Raw genomic sequence first — 15,330 nt, 5'->3', positions numbered from 1 at the left:
TCTAAGTGATAAAGGGACTGTATACTTATGAATCAGATGACACGATTAAGAAAGGTTTTGTTTTTTGTTTGTTGCTTTTTCCCGTTTATTACCCTGCAGGCCACTGTAAAGTATACCATCAATGAAGAATGGAAGTTTTACCCCGGCGATAAGGCTGGTAACCATTTACGGAACTGTGACGATAGTAAGTGGGAATTGTTGAACATCCCGCATACCTGGAATAACAAAGATGCAACCGATGATGCGCCCGGTTATTACCGCGGCATTGGCTGGTACCGGAAATTGTTATACATCGACAGCATGGCAACCGGTAAGGTTACCAGCCTTTATTTCGACGGAGCTAACCAGGTAACGGAACTGTATGTAAATGAAAAACTGGTTGGCTCCCACAAAGGTGGTTATACTCGTTTTTGCTTTGATATAAGCGATTACATAAAACAGGGATCGAACAACCTGATAGCGGTAAAAGTAGATAACAGCCACAATGGAGCCATAGCACCGTTAAGCGGTGATTTTACCTTCTTTGGCGGTATTTACCGTAACGTTTATTTGCAGGTAAAAGAAAGAACCGGTTTATCAACCGGTGATTTCGCCTCCGACGGCGTATATATCAGAACAAAGTCGGTAAATGAGAAAAAGGCAAGCATTGAAATTCAAACGCTTTTAGATAATGGGGAGCATACGAAAAGAAAAGTGCTCATCATTCAAAGCATTATAGCGCCCGATGGTAAGGAAACCAGCATAGGGCAACAGCAATATGTTCTGGCGCCGAACAGTTTCAGGACCAGCTTTACGCGGCAGCTTACTATTGAAAACCCTTTGTTATGGTCGCCGGAAACCCCTGATCTCTACATGCTTAAAACGACTGTGGTAGATACGCATACACGAACAGAACTGACCAGCCAGCTAAATACGTTTGGCCTGCGCTGGTTCAGTTTTGATGCTGAAAAGGGTTTTAGTCTCAATGGCCGGCATATAAAACTGATAGGAACCAACCGGCACCAGTGTTACCTCGATAAAGGCAATGCACTGCCCGATGAATTGCATATAGAAGATATTTGTTTGTTAAAGGAAATGGGTGGCAACATGCTTCGCATTTCGCATTACCCGCAGGACCCGCTTATTCTTGAGATGTGCGATAAGCTGGGCATCATTACTTCGGTTGAAGTGCCCATAGTGAATGAGGTCACCGAAACAGAGGAGTTTTTGCAAAACTGTTTACAGATGACAGCCGAGATGGTAAAACAGAATTTCAACCATCCGTCGGTAGTGATCTGGGCCTATATGAATGAAGTGATGCTGCGCCCGCCATTTGCAGATGACAGCATGCGGCATGCACAGTATTGCCGCGAAGTGAACCGGCAGGCTGCTGCCATAGAGACCGCCTTACGCACACTGGACCCTGAAAGGTATACGATGATTCCCTTTCACGGATCATTGAAACGTTATGAAGAAACCGGGCTGGTAACAGTTCCTATGATCGTTGGCTGGAACCTTTACCAGGGCTGGTATGGTGGCAGATTTGCCGATTTTGATACTTTCCTGGCAGATTACCATGCAAAGTATCCGGCAACCCCTATATTGATCACTGAGTATGGCGCCGATGTGGATGACAGGCTGCATAGCTTTAAACCCGAAAGATTTGATTTTACCGTTGAGTACGGCGATTTGTATCATGAGCATTACCTGCAAACGATAATGAAGAACGATTATATTGCGGGCGCCACTATCTGGAACCTCAATAATTTTTATTCTGAAGCAAGGGGCGATGCCGTTCCGCATGTGAATACCAAGGGCATCACCACCATGGACAGGCAACTGAAAAATACGTACCTGCTTTACAAGGTAGCCCTGTCAAAAGAGCCCATGGCGTTTATAGGCAGCAGATCGTGGAAATACCGGTCCGGCACCGATATGGGAAATGGTACCTGTCTGCAACCCGTAAAGATCTATAGCAACCAGCCAAAAGTAGATGTATATCATAATGGTGCATTCTTTAAACAGGTTGATATCCCCCATCATTGTATTACACTGGACTTCCCTTTTACAAACGGTAATAATAGCATTGAACTGCGGATCGGTAATAAAACCTGTGACTGGTCGCAGCTCAGTTTTTGCCTGCTCCCTGCCAATACCCAACAACAGGAACTGAACGAATTAAATGTGCTGCTGGGTTCAAACAGGTATTTTGAAGACCGGGAAGCCCGGTTGGTCTGGATCCCTGAACAACCGTATACCGCGGGAAGCTGGGGATATATAGGCGGCCAGCCGGTAAGGCCAAAAACGAGATCGGGTTCCTTGCCTGCCAGTGCGGTAAATGTTTTGAATACGAACAACGATCCTGTTTTTCAAACCCAGCGCGAAGGGCTGCAGGCATTCAGGGCCGATGTACGGGAAGGACAGTACGCCGTTTATTTGTACTGGGCCAACCTCGCCGCCAATGCCCCTGACAAACTGATCTATAACTTAGGCAGCAATGCCGTCAGTAACAACAACAGACAGTGCATCATGAACGTCAGCATCAATGCACAGCCGGTTTTGTCGAGGTTCGACATGAACGTACAGCCCAACATGACAACCGCCATTGTGAAAAAGGTGCTGGTAAACGTAATGGATAAAAAAGGTATTACCATTAACCTGGAAGCATTAGAAGGCAAAACCGCCTTAAATGCGATCAGGATCATAAAATTGAATTAGCCATGCAACGATCACTTGCTGTAATAATATTGCTTGCCGGCTTATGTAGTAACGCAATAGCGCAAGCTAAACTGAAGCCGCAGGCCGACGGGTATATTTTTCTGTCGGGCGCAAAAATGAACACCAACTTTGGTACGGGCGATACATTGATAACCCGGTACACAAGAAGAGGGGAGACCACCGCTCAAACCTATATAAGCTTCGATTTGTCAGGTCAGTCCCGCCATTTCAAAACAGCTACGTTCAATATTTACGGGAGCACAGTTTGTACTAAGCACGTAGATGTGTATGCTGCATTTGGTAATTGGAGCGACGCCTCTTTAAAAGGCAGCGAGGGGGGCAAACCATCGCGGGCAAATTTTATAGGCACGTTTACATTAACCGCCACGGATAAATATTATGAAGTGAACATAACGCCCTATATCAATTATGTGCGTTCCATTGGAAAAGAAGACATCACCATTGTGCTGGTAGAGCGGGAACAACAAAAGGATGCCGGTATTTCGCATTTTCATGCAAAGGAGCACCCTTCGGGAAAAACACCGTTCCTGTACCTCGAAGGCGATAACAAAGTTTTTAAACCCGTTAATACCACGTATTACCTCGATGCGGTACATGGCAACGATAAGGCTAACGGAACTACTGCGGCCACTGCCTGGAGAACATTGAAAAAACTGGAGTCAGTATTCCTGCAACAGGGCGATAAGATCCTGTTCAAAAGAGGAGGTGTTTATAAAGGGTCATTGTTCCCAAAGATCATTCCTGCTTCAACCGCTGTAACAAAGATTGGCGCCTATGGCGAAGGCAACAAGCCCATACTCGATGCTGAGGGAAAAGAATCCTTTGTGCTTATGTTCTTTAACACACCCTGTCTTGAAGTAGCAGACCTCACTATAACACAAACCGCTAACGACATTCCCGCCATACGGCGGGGCGCCGGTTATGTGGCCGAAGACCTGGGCGAGGTAAAACATGTTTACTTCAGAAATCTCAATTTTGAGAACATTATAGGGAACAGGGGCAAAGACGATGGCGATCTTTTTGCAAAACGCAATGCGGGACTGGTATTGGAAATTACCGGAAATAACATACCTACTTATATGAATGGTTACCTGGTGGAAGGGTGCCGGTTTTATCGAGTGGGCCGGCATGGCGCCGTAAACCAGAGTACATGGTCAAAACGTACATTGACCTCAAATACCAACTGGGTGCCAAGCAAAAATATTGTGATCAGGAAAAATGTTTTTGAAGAAACGGCTTCCGATGGCCTTATTGTACGGGTGGCCGATGCGCCATTGATAGAGTATAATTTATTCAGAAGATGTTCAAAGGATTTATCGGGCAATGCCAGCTTCACCTTCAATTGCGATAATGCCTTATGGCAGTATAACGAAGCCTGTTATACGGTATACAATACCGGTGATGCCGATGCTGCAGGTTTCGACAGTGATTATAAATCAAAGAACACGATCTTTCAATATAACTACGCCCATCACAACGAATATGGCGATATGCTCATTACCGGTGGGCCTGCCAGCTCAGGCGGTTTTAATGATGGCACTATTGTACGGTATAATGTTTTCTACAACAACGGGCATCACGGGTTACGCCACTCGGGCGTTGTTACCAACAGTTATATCTACAACAACGTGGTTTACAAAGACCAGTATGTTGCCAAACCTACTGAACCGTATGAAGAATATGTGACCAACCGGTTGTTTTATACAAAGAACTGGGGCGGCTGGCCTAAGGATGCTTTTTATGCCAATAATATCTATTACTATTTTCATGATACCGTTCCCGCTTCCGCCGATCTCAATGCAGATCGCAGTCCAGGCTCACGGTTCTTCAATAATATTATTTATGCAAATAAAATAATTGATAGTCCTGAACAGGTAAATGGTCTTCAATCGAACCCCTTATTCAAGATGACTAACAATGAAAAGAACTGGGAAGGGTTGAACAAAATGCGTTTTTTCCAGGTGCAGCCGGCTTCACCTGCCATTGATGCCGGGATAAAAATTGACAGCACGGTTATAAAGGACTATAATGGAACTCCTGTTCCGGAAAATGAAAAGACTGATATCGGCGCCTTTGAGTTTCAAGGGTCATGAGAGGAAATGTTAAAAAAAATGCCCCGGCTCCCGGAGCGGGAGCGGCTGGAAATATTAAGCCGGCAAACCAAAACGCCTGCGCAATTAACCATCATCGATAAAAAAGCAACAACCGGTGAAGCCGGGGTACGGGTGGAATTAGTTTTTCCTTATCAAACGGTGCATTGTTTTTCGACCGGTGAAGCAGGCTGGCATGTGAATAGAATGTTTGGTCGGCGAATTTGCCGGGAAAAACGGTTGTTTCTTTTCTATATGAAGCGCTAAGCAGGTATTGGGTTGTATTGGAACCGCCAGAGACGGATATATGTGCATTGTGAATGTTGGCTGTACCGCCAATAAGCAGTTTCCTGAAATTGGTATACCTGGTAGTATCCCATTTAAAAAGATCGGGCGCATTCGAGCTATTAGGGGTATTCCCATCGTTCATGATCGCCTGGCGCCCCGGCTTCCATAAATAGCCGTAGCATCGGCATCTTGTTGCGGAATGTAACCGATAGAACTAATTTGTAGAGTGGAATTTGTTTGAATGCCGGATAAAGTAAAGAACCCATTTGAATTTGTTGCAGCGCTTTTGTTGGTTCCTGTGATTGTAACAGTTGCGCCTGATGTTTTTGCTGCTCAATTCCAAAACGTTCAATAAATTTTCGAGGGAAATTGTGCGGGGAACGGTTGCCGTAAACCGGTCAAGGACCAGGTCTTCATAAACAATGTTTATATTGTACCATCTTGCTATCTGATGCATAACATTTTTGATATCGAGGTCCCGGAAAACAAACAAATTGTTTCAAAAAGAAGGGTCTGTCAGCGAAGAAGAAATAAAAGCAAAGCTTTTGATAAACAATTTAAAAAAGCAACCATGTAACGCGCAGGCGCCACCGCATCAGAAAATATAGAGACCCGATAAAGCCAACACTTTCAACACTATAAATAGATGAATTATGAAATTTATTGCTGTATTATTGTTTACTCCATTTCTCTTTATTGCCTGTAACCAGGCCGTTAGTTCCGGCGACGAAAAGAGTGCTGAAGATTCAACCGCTGCTGCATCAAAACGCAATGTAATTGCATGTCCGCCCGGCAGTAAACTGGATATCGCAAAAATTGAACAGATCACCGGCATGAAAGGCGTTGAAAAGAACGGGGAATATAAGATCACTGTACCTCAGCATGATCTTAAAATTGTGGTAGACGGCTTTAAAATAATTCCACCTATGGGCCTGGGAAGCTGGGCCGCCTTTACGCCTTGTGGCGACAGCGCCATGGTGATGGGAGATATTATTGTAACGGAAACAGATTTAAAACCGGTGCAACAGGAGGTGATAAAACAGGGGTTTGCCATTACCGCAATACATAACCATTTTGTTCGCAACCGGCCGAATGTAATGTATATGCATATAGACCGTTCCGCAGATATTACCACGCTTTCAAATGGTGTAAAAGCAATATTCAATAAAGTAAAGGAAGTAAGAGGAAAAGATCCCAAAGGGGAGAAGGCAGACAGCGTTGTGAGCGCACTTAATATTCCTTTGCTCGACTCTATTATTGGATATAAAGGCGAGTTAAGCAAAGGCGTATACAAATACACAATTGGGCGTCCGGATGTTCAGTTACTGGAACATGGCATACCCGTAAGCGCCTTCATGGGCTTCAATACCTGGGCTGCCTGGCAGGGTACACCTGAAAAAGCGGCTGTGGCCGGTGATTTTACCATGTTGGAAAATGAAGTTGAACCTGTGATCAAAGCATTGGTTGAGAATGGTATTGAAGTAGTGGCCGTACACAATCATATGGTACATGAAGATCCCCGCATTTTCTTTCTGCATTACTGGGGAGTGGGCAATGCGCAACAACTGGCTAACGGATTAAAAGCAGCCTTGCAACAGACCGGAAAAGGCAAAGCGACCGGTCATTAAAAATATCCCGATTTGATTATTCCTTTATCAGAATATCTAAGCATAAAACCGTGTTTACACGGTTTTTTTATTACAATCATTCTTTACCTTTCCTTCTCAGCATTCCTTTAGCAGCACAAGATCTTCCTGTGCAATAAATTTGAAGAAGGAGAGTAATACTATGTCAGGAAGAGTAAACCGGGGTCATAAAAAGAAACCGCTCCGTCCCCGGAGCGGTTTTGTCTGTCTTCTTCCTGCTTACTACAATGCCACTGTTTTGGTTGAAACGCCAACCCGGTTAAGGAAATTGATATGGCTGATACATATTATGATATCGGCTATTTCCTTAGCATCGAAAAAAGTTTTCAATGTTTCATACGCTGCATCCGAAACACCCGCAACCGAAATATGGGTCATTTCCTCTGCTACTTTCAATGCGCTTTTTTCACTGTCGCTGAACAGCGGGCTTTCCTCCCAGGCTGCCAGCGCAAAGAGCCTGCGCTGCGATTCGCCCAGTTTCAACGCGTCGGCCGTATGGTAATCGATACAAAAAACACATTTGTTTATTTGTGATACCCTGATCTTGATGAGCTCTATTAAATTCCGCGGCACTGATGAAGCTATCAGCCGTTTATCTATTGCTGCTATATGATCCCAATACAGGGGTTCTTCTTTCCATACATCCAGGCGATGTTTAACTACTTTAAGCATTTTGATTGTTTTTATTTTCTGGCCCAAAGGTCACAATCAAAAATGCCCGTTTACTTAAACTGGTTTAAGAAATGTACTTCTTCCTTATTTCGCTTAAATATTCGGGCGTAAAACCCAGGAAAGAGGCCAGCAGGTATTGCGGTACGCGTTGGATGAATTCGGGAAACTGCCGGCTGAAATCACGGTAAAGCTCCTCTTTCGAAAGCTCATACAACTTCCTGATCCTTACCTGCGAGGCGGCATAGGATTTCTGAAATACAAAATGAAAATAGCTGTTGAGCTCCGGCATTTTTTCGAGCAGTGCGTGCTGGCGCCCGGCCGAAATGGATAATACGGAAGTGTTTTCTACCGCACGGATGGAGAATTGTGCAGCTGTATGTTGTTGAAAGGCCATAAAATCCGACGTCCACCAGTTCTCGATCGCAAAGTCGATCGTTTGTTCAACGCCATTTGGCCGCAGGTAATAGATGTATACACATCCTTTTACGATAAAGAATTTTTCATTACAACGCCCGCCCTCCTGCAGCAGGAACTGTTTTTTGCGAAAGGTCCGCGGCTCGAACCACGGTTCGAGTTCACTTATTTTTTCCGGCTCTATGGCACAAAACTTTCTAATATGCGTTGCAAGTTGTTGTATCACCGGCTGGTATTTGTTTACCGGCAAAATTAAGTGAACTTTCACAGCTTACAGTCCGCCTTTCTCAACATCCTTTTTTTGCTTTTTGCCCGGCTTGTCTTTATTTTCCGGCACATCGTCTACCTTATATTGAGCGTGATCTTCGCCGAACAGCACGGCATCATTTATCACATGCCCATCCATCGGCTGATCGGTATCGGCGTTGGGTGAGATAAATTCATCCGGCGCAGTATCTGTTTTATTCTCTAATTGTTTTTCCTCATTTTCAATGTTGGCCGGTTTTGATTCATGACCACCTTTTCCCTGTTCCTCGTTTTGTGGGTTTTTATTTTTCATAATACATGGTGTTGAATAATGATAAATAGCACGATCCATATCTAATATATGTTTTGCAATTCCTGCGCCGCCCCGGGGCAGGACGGCGAAATGAAAATTTGTCAATTCCGCCGCTGCCTGTCATTGCCAGACTGCAAATTTATCCTGCATTTTTTTCAGTTTCCGGCCGGTTTTGGTCAACGGCACACCACTTGATAGCCCTTTTTACATGAACAGGCATCGACTTGTATTTAATTAGCACATTAGCTAATTAGCAAATTAACCATCAAAATCATCTATTATGGCAGAAAACGTAAAAGCCGTTCCATTGCACGACAGGGTGATCATCAAACCCGCGCCATCGGCCGAAAAAACAGCCGGCGGCATCATTATTCCCGATACAGCAAAAGAGAAACCGCAGCTCGGGATCGTAGTGGCTGCAGGGCCGGGTAAAAAAGATGAACCGGTTACCGTAAAACAGGGCGATAAGGTATTGTATGGCAAATACGCCGGAACCGAATTCCAGTATGAAGGCCAGCAACTGCTGATCATGCGGGAGTCGGATATCTTCGCCATCCTGTGATCGTATTACAATTCAATTCTTTTTTATCCTTTATTTACAACCGCTAAAAAATCAAAAGAGCTATGTCGAAACAATTGTTTTTTGATGTAACAGCCAGGAACCAGATGAAGAAAGGCGTTGATATTTTAGCCAACGCTGTAAAAGTGACCCTCGGCCCCAAGGGACGTAACGTAGTCCTTGAAAAGAAATTCGGCGCACCTGCCATCACCAAGGATGGGGTAAGTGTTGCCAAAGAAATTGAACTGGAAGACCCGCTCGAGAACATGGGCGCGCAAATGGTAAAGGAAGTGGCTTCCAAAACAGCCGATATGGCCGGTGATGGTACTACTACCGCTACCGTACTGGCCCAGGCTATCATTCATGAAGGACTGAAAAATGTGGCCGCCGGCGCCAACCCGATGGACCTGAAACGGGGCATCGATAAAGGGGTGGAGGCTATTGTAAGAAGCCTGCGCGATCAATCGCAAACCATTGGCACCGATACCGGCAAAATTCGCCAGGTAGCCACCATCTCTGCCAATAACGACGAAGCCATTGGCGAACTGATAGCAAAGGCTTTCAGCAAAGTAGGTAATGAAGGCGTGATCACCGTGGAAGAAGCCAAAGGAACCGACACCACTGTAGAAGTTGTAGAAGGTATGCAGTTCGACAGGGGATATATTTCTCCGTATTTCGTAACCAATACCGAGAAGATGCAGGCTGTACTCGAGCGTCCTTATATTCTCATCTACGATAAAAAGATCTCCGCAATGAAAGATATCCTCGGGTTGTTGGAGAAAACCGCCAAAACCGGCCGCCCGGTTCTCATCATTACGGAAGACCTCGAAGGCGAAGCGCTGGCTACCCTCGTAGTAAACAAACTGCGTGGTACCCTGAAGGTGGCTGCCGTTAAGGCGCCCGGCTTCGGCGACCGCCGCAAGGAAATGCTGCAGGATATTGCCGTGCTTACCAATGGCACCGTTATCAGCGAAGAACAGGGCTATACCCTCGAAAATGTGGAACTGAGCCATTTGGGTTCTGCTGAAACCATCACTATCGACAAAGACAATACGACAATAGTAGGTGGCGCCGGTGAAAAGGATGCCATCAGAGCGCGCATCAACCAGATCAAATCCCAAATGGCCGTTACCACTTCCGATTACGATAAGGAAAAACTGCAGGAGCGGCTGGCCAAACTAACCGGTGGCGTTGCCGTTCTGTATGTGGGCGCCGCAACCGAGGTGGAAATGAAAGAAAAGAAAGACCGGGTCGACGATGCGCTGCATGCCACCCGCGCAGCCGTTGAAGAAGGCATTGTGCCCGGTGGCGGCGTGGCATATATCAGGGCGAGCCAGGCGCTGGAGCAACTGCAAGGCAAAAACGAAGATGAAACTACCGGTATCGCCATTATAAAACGCGCTGTGGAAGAACCATTGCGCCAGATCGTTCGCAACTGCGGCCTCGAAGGCAGTATTGTAGTGCAAACAATTAAACAGGGCGCCGGCGATTATGGCTTCAATGCCCGGACCGAACAATATGAAAACCTGTTGCCGGCCGGCGTTATCGATCCTACCAAGGTATCGAGGGTAGCCATAGAGCATGCCGCTTCCGTTGCGGGTATGTTACTCACCACCGAATGCGTGGTGGCCGATAAACCAAAAAATGAAACAACCGCTGTTCCTTCACCTGCCATGAGTGGCATGGATTACTAGTTGTGTGTTGTAGTTATTCTGTTGACCCCCGGCGCCGTAACGCCGGGGGTTTTGTTATTTAAGGGCGGCCGCTGATTTGTGTTTAGATAATCCGATATGTGGTGCGATTGCGGAAATTAATACGCAAATAAAAAGATTGTTAAAACAATGGTCGGTTACCATGCTTCGCATGAACAATTTGCTCCTTCCCATTTACTGAAGCTGGTGCATCAAAGGCCCCGCACAATTGTGCCGGGGCCTTCGATATGTAACTGCTATGGCTTGTTTATTTCGGGTAAGGTATCGGGCGGGTTGCTTTCCGGGATAATGTGCTCGCCCTGTAAAAGCACCAGGCTTCTTGCCTGTACCAGATATTTCCCGGCGGGGCCCAGCGCATTACCGGGGTCCTGCACCAACTCATTGTCGGTAGAAGTATCGAGTAGTTTGAACCATTTACTACCGAACTTTTCCGGCGGCAGCGTAAACTCCAGCGCTTCATGGTGCGCATTGAATAACAGGTAAAAATCCTTATCGGTCAGCTTCCTGCCTTTTTCATCGAGACAGCGTAACCCGAGCCCGTTCAGGTACAGGCCTAACGACTTCGCATATCCCTCGTTCCATTGTTCGTCTCTCATTTCATTGCCGTCGGGGGTGAACCAGGCAATATCTTCCACACCGATACCGCGAATGGGCTGTTCCTGGAACCAGCGCCGCCGGCTGAATGCCGGATGCGATTTACGGAACCAGATCAGTTGCCTTACAAAAGCGATCTGCGACTCATCCTTTTCACTCCACTTTATCCAGCTTATTTCATTGTCCTGGCAATAAGCATTGTTGTTTCCGTATTGAGAATTACCCAGCTCATCGCCGCTGAATATCATAGGCACTCCCTGTGATAATAACAGGGTAGTGAGCAGATTGCGTTTTTGCCGTTTCCGTATTCCAACGATGCCCAGGTCTTTGGCAGGTCCTTCCACCCCATAATTACAGGAGTGGTTTTCCTTATCGCCGTCTTCATTATTTTCACCGTTGGCCTCGTTATGCCGTTCATTAAAGCTCACGAGATCTTCCATGGTAAAGCCGTCGTGCGCCGTAATGAAGTTCACACTGGCGCCCGGGTTGCGGTAGTCGTTCTTATACAAATCGGCGCTGCCGGTAATGCGTTTCGCAAACTCGGCCAGCCTGCTTTCGGCGCCGCGCCAGTAATCTCTTATGCAATCGCGGTAAAGGCCGTTCCATTCGGCCCAGCCAACAGGAAATTTACCTACCTGGTAACCGCCTTCGCCAAGGTCCCAGGGCTCTGCTATCAGTTTCACCTGCGATATTACCGGGTCCTGGTGTATGATATCGAAGAAGGCGCCCAACTTGTTCACTTCGTGCAGCTCGCGGGCAAGGGTAGCTGCCAGGTCGAACCGGAAGCCATCTACATGCATTTGCTGGATCCAGTAACGCAGGCTGTCCATGATCAGCTGCAGCACATACGGTAAACGCGTATTCAACGTATTGCCGGTACCGGTATAGTCCATATAATACCGTTTATTCTCTGTCAACCGGTAATAAGATGCGTTGTCGATGCCTCGGAAGCATAGCGTGGGGCCGAAATGATTGCCTTCCGCTGTATGGTTATACACGACATCGAGTATCACTTCTATCCCTGCCTTGTGCAAAGCCTTTACCATTTCCCTGAACTCCTGCACCTGCTGGCCGAGGATGCCGCTTGCTGAATACCGCGAATCGGGTGCAAAGAAACCGATGGTATTATATCCCCAGTAGTTGGTCAGCCCTTTTTCCTTTAAATGCCGGTCTTCGATGAAATGATGAACCGGCATCAGCTCTATGGCGGTTATGCCAAGGTTTTTCAGGTAATCGATTATTACAGGGTGCCCGATGGCTTTATACGTGCCCCTGATCTCCTCGGGGAGATCGGGATGGAGGTATGTAAGGCTTTTCACATGCGCTTCGTAGATGATGGTCTCATGATATGATATGTTAAGGGGTTTATCATCTTCCCAATCGAAATTATCACCTACAACAACTGATTTAGGCATATACGGAGCGCTGTCTGTTGTATTGAAACTGAGGTCTTCCTGTTCATGGCCGATCTCGTACCCGAACAGGGCGTCGTGCCACTGCAGGGTGCCTGCAATGGCTTTGGCATAGGGATCGAGCAATAACTTATAGGCATTGAACCGGTGCCCTTCTTCGGGTTTGTAGGGTCCCGATACACGGTAACCATACAGTTGTCCGGGTTGAATACCGGGCACGTACATATGCCAGATGTGATGGGTGCGTTCCTTGAAACGTAATTTTATCGTTTCTATATCATCTTCAACGGAATTGAACAAACAAAGGTCAATACCTTCCGCATTCTCTGCATAAAGCGCAAAGTTAACCCCGTTCCCATCCCAGGCAGCGCCTAACGGATAGGGCGTACCGAGATAATTTTCCAGTGTATTAACCATAATGTCATCTCCATCGCATTTAAATCACAGGAATGCGGTCATACTTTTTTTTCAGTTAAATGATACGGTTTATTATAGTGTTCACAGAGGGCCCTGCCAACTGCCTGCCGCAGTTCGCTGCATTCCTTATCAGGAATGGGGTCCAACAAGAATTCACCATCTTCTTCAATAAAAACATGATGGCCGTAAAGTTTTTGTTCCAGCGGGCCGTTCATAATGGTTATATGATATTCCGTCGTATTCCGTTCTTTAATTCGTACAAGGGCGTAATATGTTTTTTGCCTGTACTCGAATTCAATAGATATTATCTGTATCATAGGCTTCATTTTCTTACGCGTCATTGATAATATGTAACAATACCTCCGCAGGCCGGTATCCGGTCACCACCACACCGCGCGCTTCCGGGCGTTGTATTACAAGGGTGGGAAAGCGGTTGATGTTACGGTATTTTGTTTCCTGCAGGTCTTTTCTGAATAGTTCCAGGGCGGCGTCATTTTCCATGTCCTGTACAAACCGGGCAAGGGAAAATTGTTTTGAAACGCCCGCTACGCATTCGGCTACCTGGTGCAGCACTTCATGCCGCGAAATATTCAACCCGTGTTCCATAACAGCCTTGCGTACGAAATGCAGGTAATGCCGGCCGGCAACAGCCGATTGTATTTCGGCGCATTTAACAGCTATGCATGCGGGGTAGGAGGAAGCCGGCGGGTCGGTTACCCAAATGCGATGCGCGAGGTCGAGCTGCAGCATTTCCCCGGCCTGCATCCATAGGGGGCCCATTTGTGCAGGGCGTACTATGCTGTTCTGATGGTCTGCATACTGGTTCCAGCCAGGAAGCAGTCCGCCCATACAATACCGCCATGTAATATTGCCCGGCCATTCTTTTTCAAGATGCGCCAGTTGTTTGTCCAACGCCCAACTCCAGCAGCAAAGCGGATCGGTATAATAAACAATGCTTATCGTACTTCCGCCTTGCTTTTCCAGAGTGGCGCTTTCCTGATCGCTGTTTTTCATGGTCATATAATTCCTTTTTCTCCCTTTTCAGGACCGCCCATGCCTGGTGAGGGTACATCCCATTGTTGTTGCTCACCCACAGGCGCAGCTATATTGATCTCGGTCCGGCGCAGCTTGCTCAGCTCTTTGTCGGCCTGTTCAACCGTTTCCATGGTGCGATGGGTGCCATGTGGGGTCTGGCCCTGTAATCCATTTGTTTCCATTACAAATCGTATCGGGTCTTCAATATACTGGTAGGCTTCACCCATTTTACTTGTTTCACCCGTGTTCCATGGGCCGGTGAAATCATTGCCGGTGCTCATGTTGAAATACTGGTTGCTGTAACGGGGATCGCTTTGCAGTACACCCGGCGGGAAATTGGGCTTAATGTCATCGAGCGCAGCTTCGAACATTTGGAAATGCGCAACCTCTCTTGTCATCAGGAACCGCAGCGTTTCCTTTACAAAAGGGTCGTCGGTGAACTGTAATAAATATTCGTACACCATTTTTGCGCGTGATTCCGCGGCTATGTCTGACCGAAGGTCTGCCGTCAGGTCGCCGGTACAATCGCCATTGATATAAGCCGCCGTCCAGGGAACCCCCTGTGTATTGGTATAAGCCGGTGTACCCGCGCTGGCTACCAGGAACTGCGGCGCTGTCATGGCTTCGTGAATGATCTGCTCTTTGGCGGCTTTGCCGTTCATCAGCTTCATGATCTCTGAATTTTCAGCCGCGTTCTTCAGATCGCCGTTAATACCCGTAAGCAGCATTTGAATGGTAGCGCCTACGATTTCGAGATGACTGAACTCCTCGGTAGCGATATCCATCAGCAGATCGTACTTATCGGGATATGGCTTTTTGGCGCCGAATGCCTGTCCGAAATAACGAAGAGCGGCAGCCAGTTCTCCGTTTGCTCCACCGAACTGTTCAAGTAATAAAGTGGCAAATGCAGGATCAGGTTTTGATACCCGTGCATTGAATTGTAATTCCTTTACATGGTAAAACATATAAATATGGTTTTAGTGTTTCCAATAAATTAATTAATACGAAAGCGTTGTGCAGTCCTGGCAGCAGTGCCGCTACCGTTTCAAAACTGAAGCTGTCGCTTCAGTTATGCGCTTTTGATATGTATGACTGCTAAGACGTAAGAGTAAGTAATGAACTTTTTATACTGAAATAATCATGCCTTTGAAAAAATCAGGAAAACAGGGGAGATTGTACATTGATCGCAACAACCTTTTAATAAGGACAGTTTG

General features: G+C 46.6%; 13 protein-coding genes and 2 pseudogenes. 5 read left to right on the top strand and 10 right to left on the bottom strand.

What is annotated here, in order from left to right:
- Nucleotides 1-36 precede the first annotated feature (36 nt).
- Nucleotides 37-2,697 (top strand): glycoside hydrolase family 2 protein, encoded by a 2,661-nt coding sequence (locus tag A4R26_RS12200; RefSeq protein WP_165760244.1) that lies wholly within the window; start codon nt 37-39, stop codon nt 2,695-2,697.
- Between the two features lie 2 nt (nt 2,698-2,699).
- The gene (locus tag A4R26_RS12195; protein WP_081164051.1) at nt 2,700-4,811 is read left to right on the top strand and encodes a CBM96 family carbohydrate-binding protein; all 2,112 of its coding nucleotides are present in this window, start codon (nt 2,700-2,702) and stop codon (nt 4,809-4,811) included.
- A 91-nt stretch (nt 4,812-4,902) separates the two neighbouring features.
- Here A4R26_RS12195 and A4R26_RS12190 read toward each other — a convergent pair whose 3' ends face one another.
- The 3 genes and pseudogenes from A4R26_RS12190 to A4R26_RS36060 all read right to left on the bottom strand — a co-directional run.
- The gene (locus A4R26_RS12190; protein ID WP_081164050.1) at nt 4,903-5,238 is read right to left on the bottom strand and encodes a hypothetical protein; all 336 of its coding nucleotides are present in this window, start codon (nt 5,236-5,238) and stop codon (nt 4,903-4,905) included.
- Nucleotides 5,235-5,405 (bottom strand): annotated as a pseudogene (locus tag A4R26_RS36065) (carboxypeptidase-like regulatory domain-containing protein); the annotation flags it as partial. The gene A4R26_RS12190 and the pseudogene A4R26_RS36065, both read right to left, overlap by 4 nt.
- A gap of 28 nt (nt 5,406-5,433) precedes the next feature.
- Nucleotides 5,434-5,589, bottom strand: a pseudogene (locus tag A4R26_RS36060) (DUF4974 domain-containing protein); the annotation flags it as partial.
- A gap of 160 nt (nt 5,590-5,749) precedes the next feature.
- Here A4R26_RS36060 and A4R26_RS12175 point away from each other — a divergent pair.
- Nucleotides 5,750-6,724, top strand: coding sequence for a DUF1259 domain-containing protein (locus A4R26_RS12175; protein WP_081164048.1), 975 nt, complete (start codon nt 5,750-5,752; stop codon nt 6,722-6,724).
- Nucleotides 6,725-6,964: 240 nt separating this feature from the next.
- On the opposite strand, the gene A4R26_RS12170 is transcribed toward A4R26_RS12175, so the two are convergent.
- The 3 genes from A4R26_RS12170 to A4R26_RS12160 all read right to left on the bottom strand — a co-directional run bounded on the left by A4R26_RS12170 (nt 6,965) and on the right by A4R26_RS12160 (nt 8,387).
- Complete coding sequence (locus tag A4R26_RS12170) at nt 6,965-7,414, bottom strand: carboxymuconolactone decarboxylase family protein (RefSeq protein WP_081164047.1); 450 nt, start codon at nt 7,412-7,414, stop codon at nt 6,965-6,967.
- A gap of 64 nt (nt 7,415-7,478) precedes the next feature.
- Complete coding sequence (locus A4R26_RS12165) at nt 7,479-8,054, bottom strand: Crp/Fnr family transcriptional regulator (protein WP_107685832.1); 576 nt, start codon at nt 8,052-8,054, stop codon at nt 7,479-7,481.
- A gap of 45 nt (nt 8,055-8,099) precedes the next feature.
- Nucleotides 8,100-8,387, bottom strand: a complete 288-nt coding sequence (locus A4R26_RS12160) for a hypothetical protein (RefSeq protein WP_081164046.1) — start codon at nt 8,385-8,387, stop codon at nt 8,100-8,102.
- A 280-nt stretch (nt 8,388-8,667) separates the two neighbouring features.
- Here A4R26_RS12160 and A4R26_RS12155 point away from each other — a divergent pair, with 280 nt between their 5' ends.
- Entirely contained in the window at nt 8,668-8,949 is a 282-nt protein-coding gene (locus A4R26_RS12155) for a co-chaperone GroES (protein ID WP_081164045.1), read from the top strand.
- Nucleotides 8,950-9,011: 62 nt separating this feature from the next.
- Nucleotides 9,012-10,640 (top strand): chaperonin GroEL, encoded by a 1,629-nt coding sequence (gene groL, locus A4R26_RS12150; protein ID WP_081164044.1) that lies wholly within the window; start codon nt 9,012-9,014, stop codon nt 10,638-10,640.
- A 254-nt stretch (nt 10,641-10,894) separates the two neighbouring features.
- Here groL and glgX read toward each other — a convergent pair whose 3' ends face one another.
- The 4 genes from glgX to A4R26_RS12130 are packed head-to-tail and all read right to left on the bottom strand — an operon-like array spanning nt 10,895 to nt 15,081.
- Nucleotides 10,895-13,081, bottom strand: coding sequence for a glycogen debranching protein GlgX (gene glgX, locus A4R26_RS12145; protein WP_081164043.1), 2,187 nt, complete (start codon nt 13,079-13,081; stop codon nt 10,895-10,897).
- Between the two features lie 38 nt (nt 13,082-13,119).
- Entirely contained in the window at nt 13,120-13,398 is a 279-nt protein-coding gene (locus A4R26_RS12140) for a hypothetical protein (protein WP_081164042.1), read from the bottom strand.
- 13 nt (nt 13,399-13,411) lie between these two features.
- Nucleotides 13,412-14,101: a DsbA family oxidoreductase gene (locus tag A4R26_RS12135; protein ID WP_242674889.1), complete on the bottom strand. Its 690-nt coding sequence runs from the start codon at nt 14,099-14,101 to the stop codon at nt 13,412-13,414.
- On the bottom strand, nt 14,098-15,081 hold the full coding sequence (locus A4R26_RS12130) for a manganese catalase family protein (RefSeq protein ID WP_081164041.1): 984 nt from the start codon (nt 15,079-15,081) through the stop codon (nt 14,098-14,100). Before A4R26_RS12130 ends, A4R26_RS12135 begins: the two co-directional genes overlap by 4 nt.
- Between the last annotated feature and the right edge of the window lie 249 nt (nt 15,082-15,330).

It is taken from the genome of Niastella populi, assembly GCF_002078015.1.
Classification (GTDB): Bacteria; Bacteroidota; Bacteroidia; order Chitinophagales; family Chitinophagaceae; genus Niastella; species Niastella populi.
The sequence above is the reverse complement of the archived record's forward strand: the minus strand, read 5'-3'. Positions and strand labels throughout refer to the sequence as shown.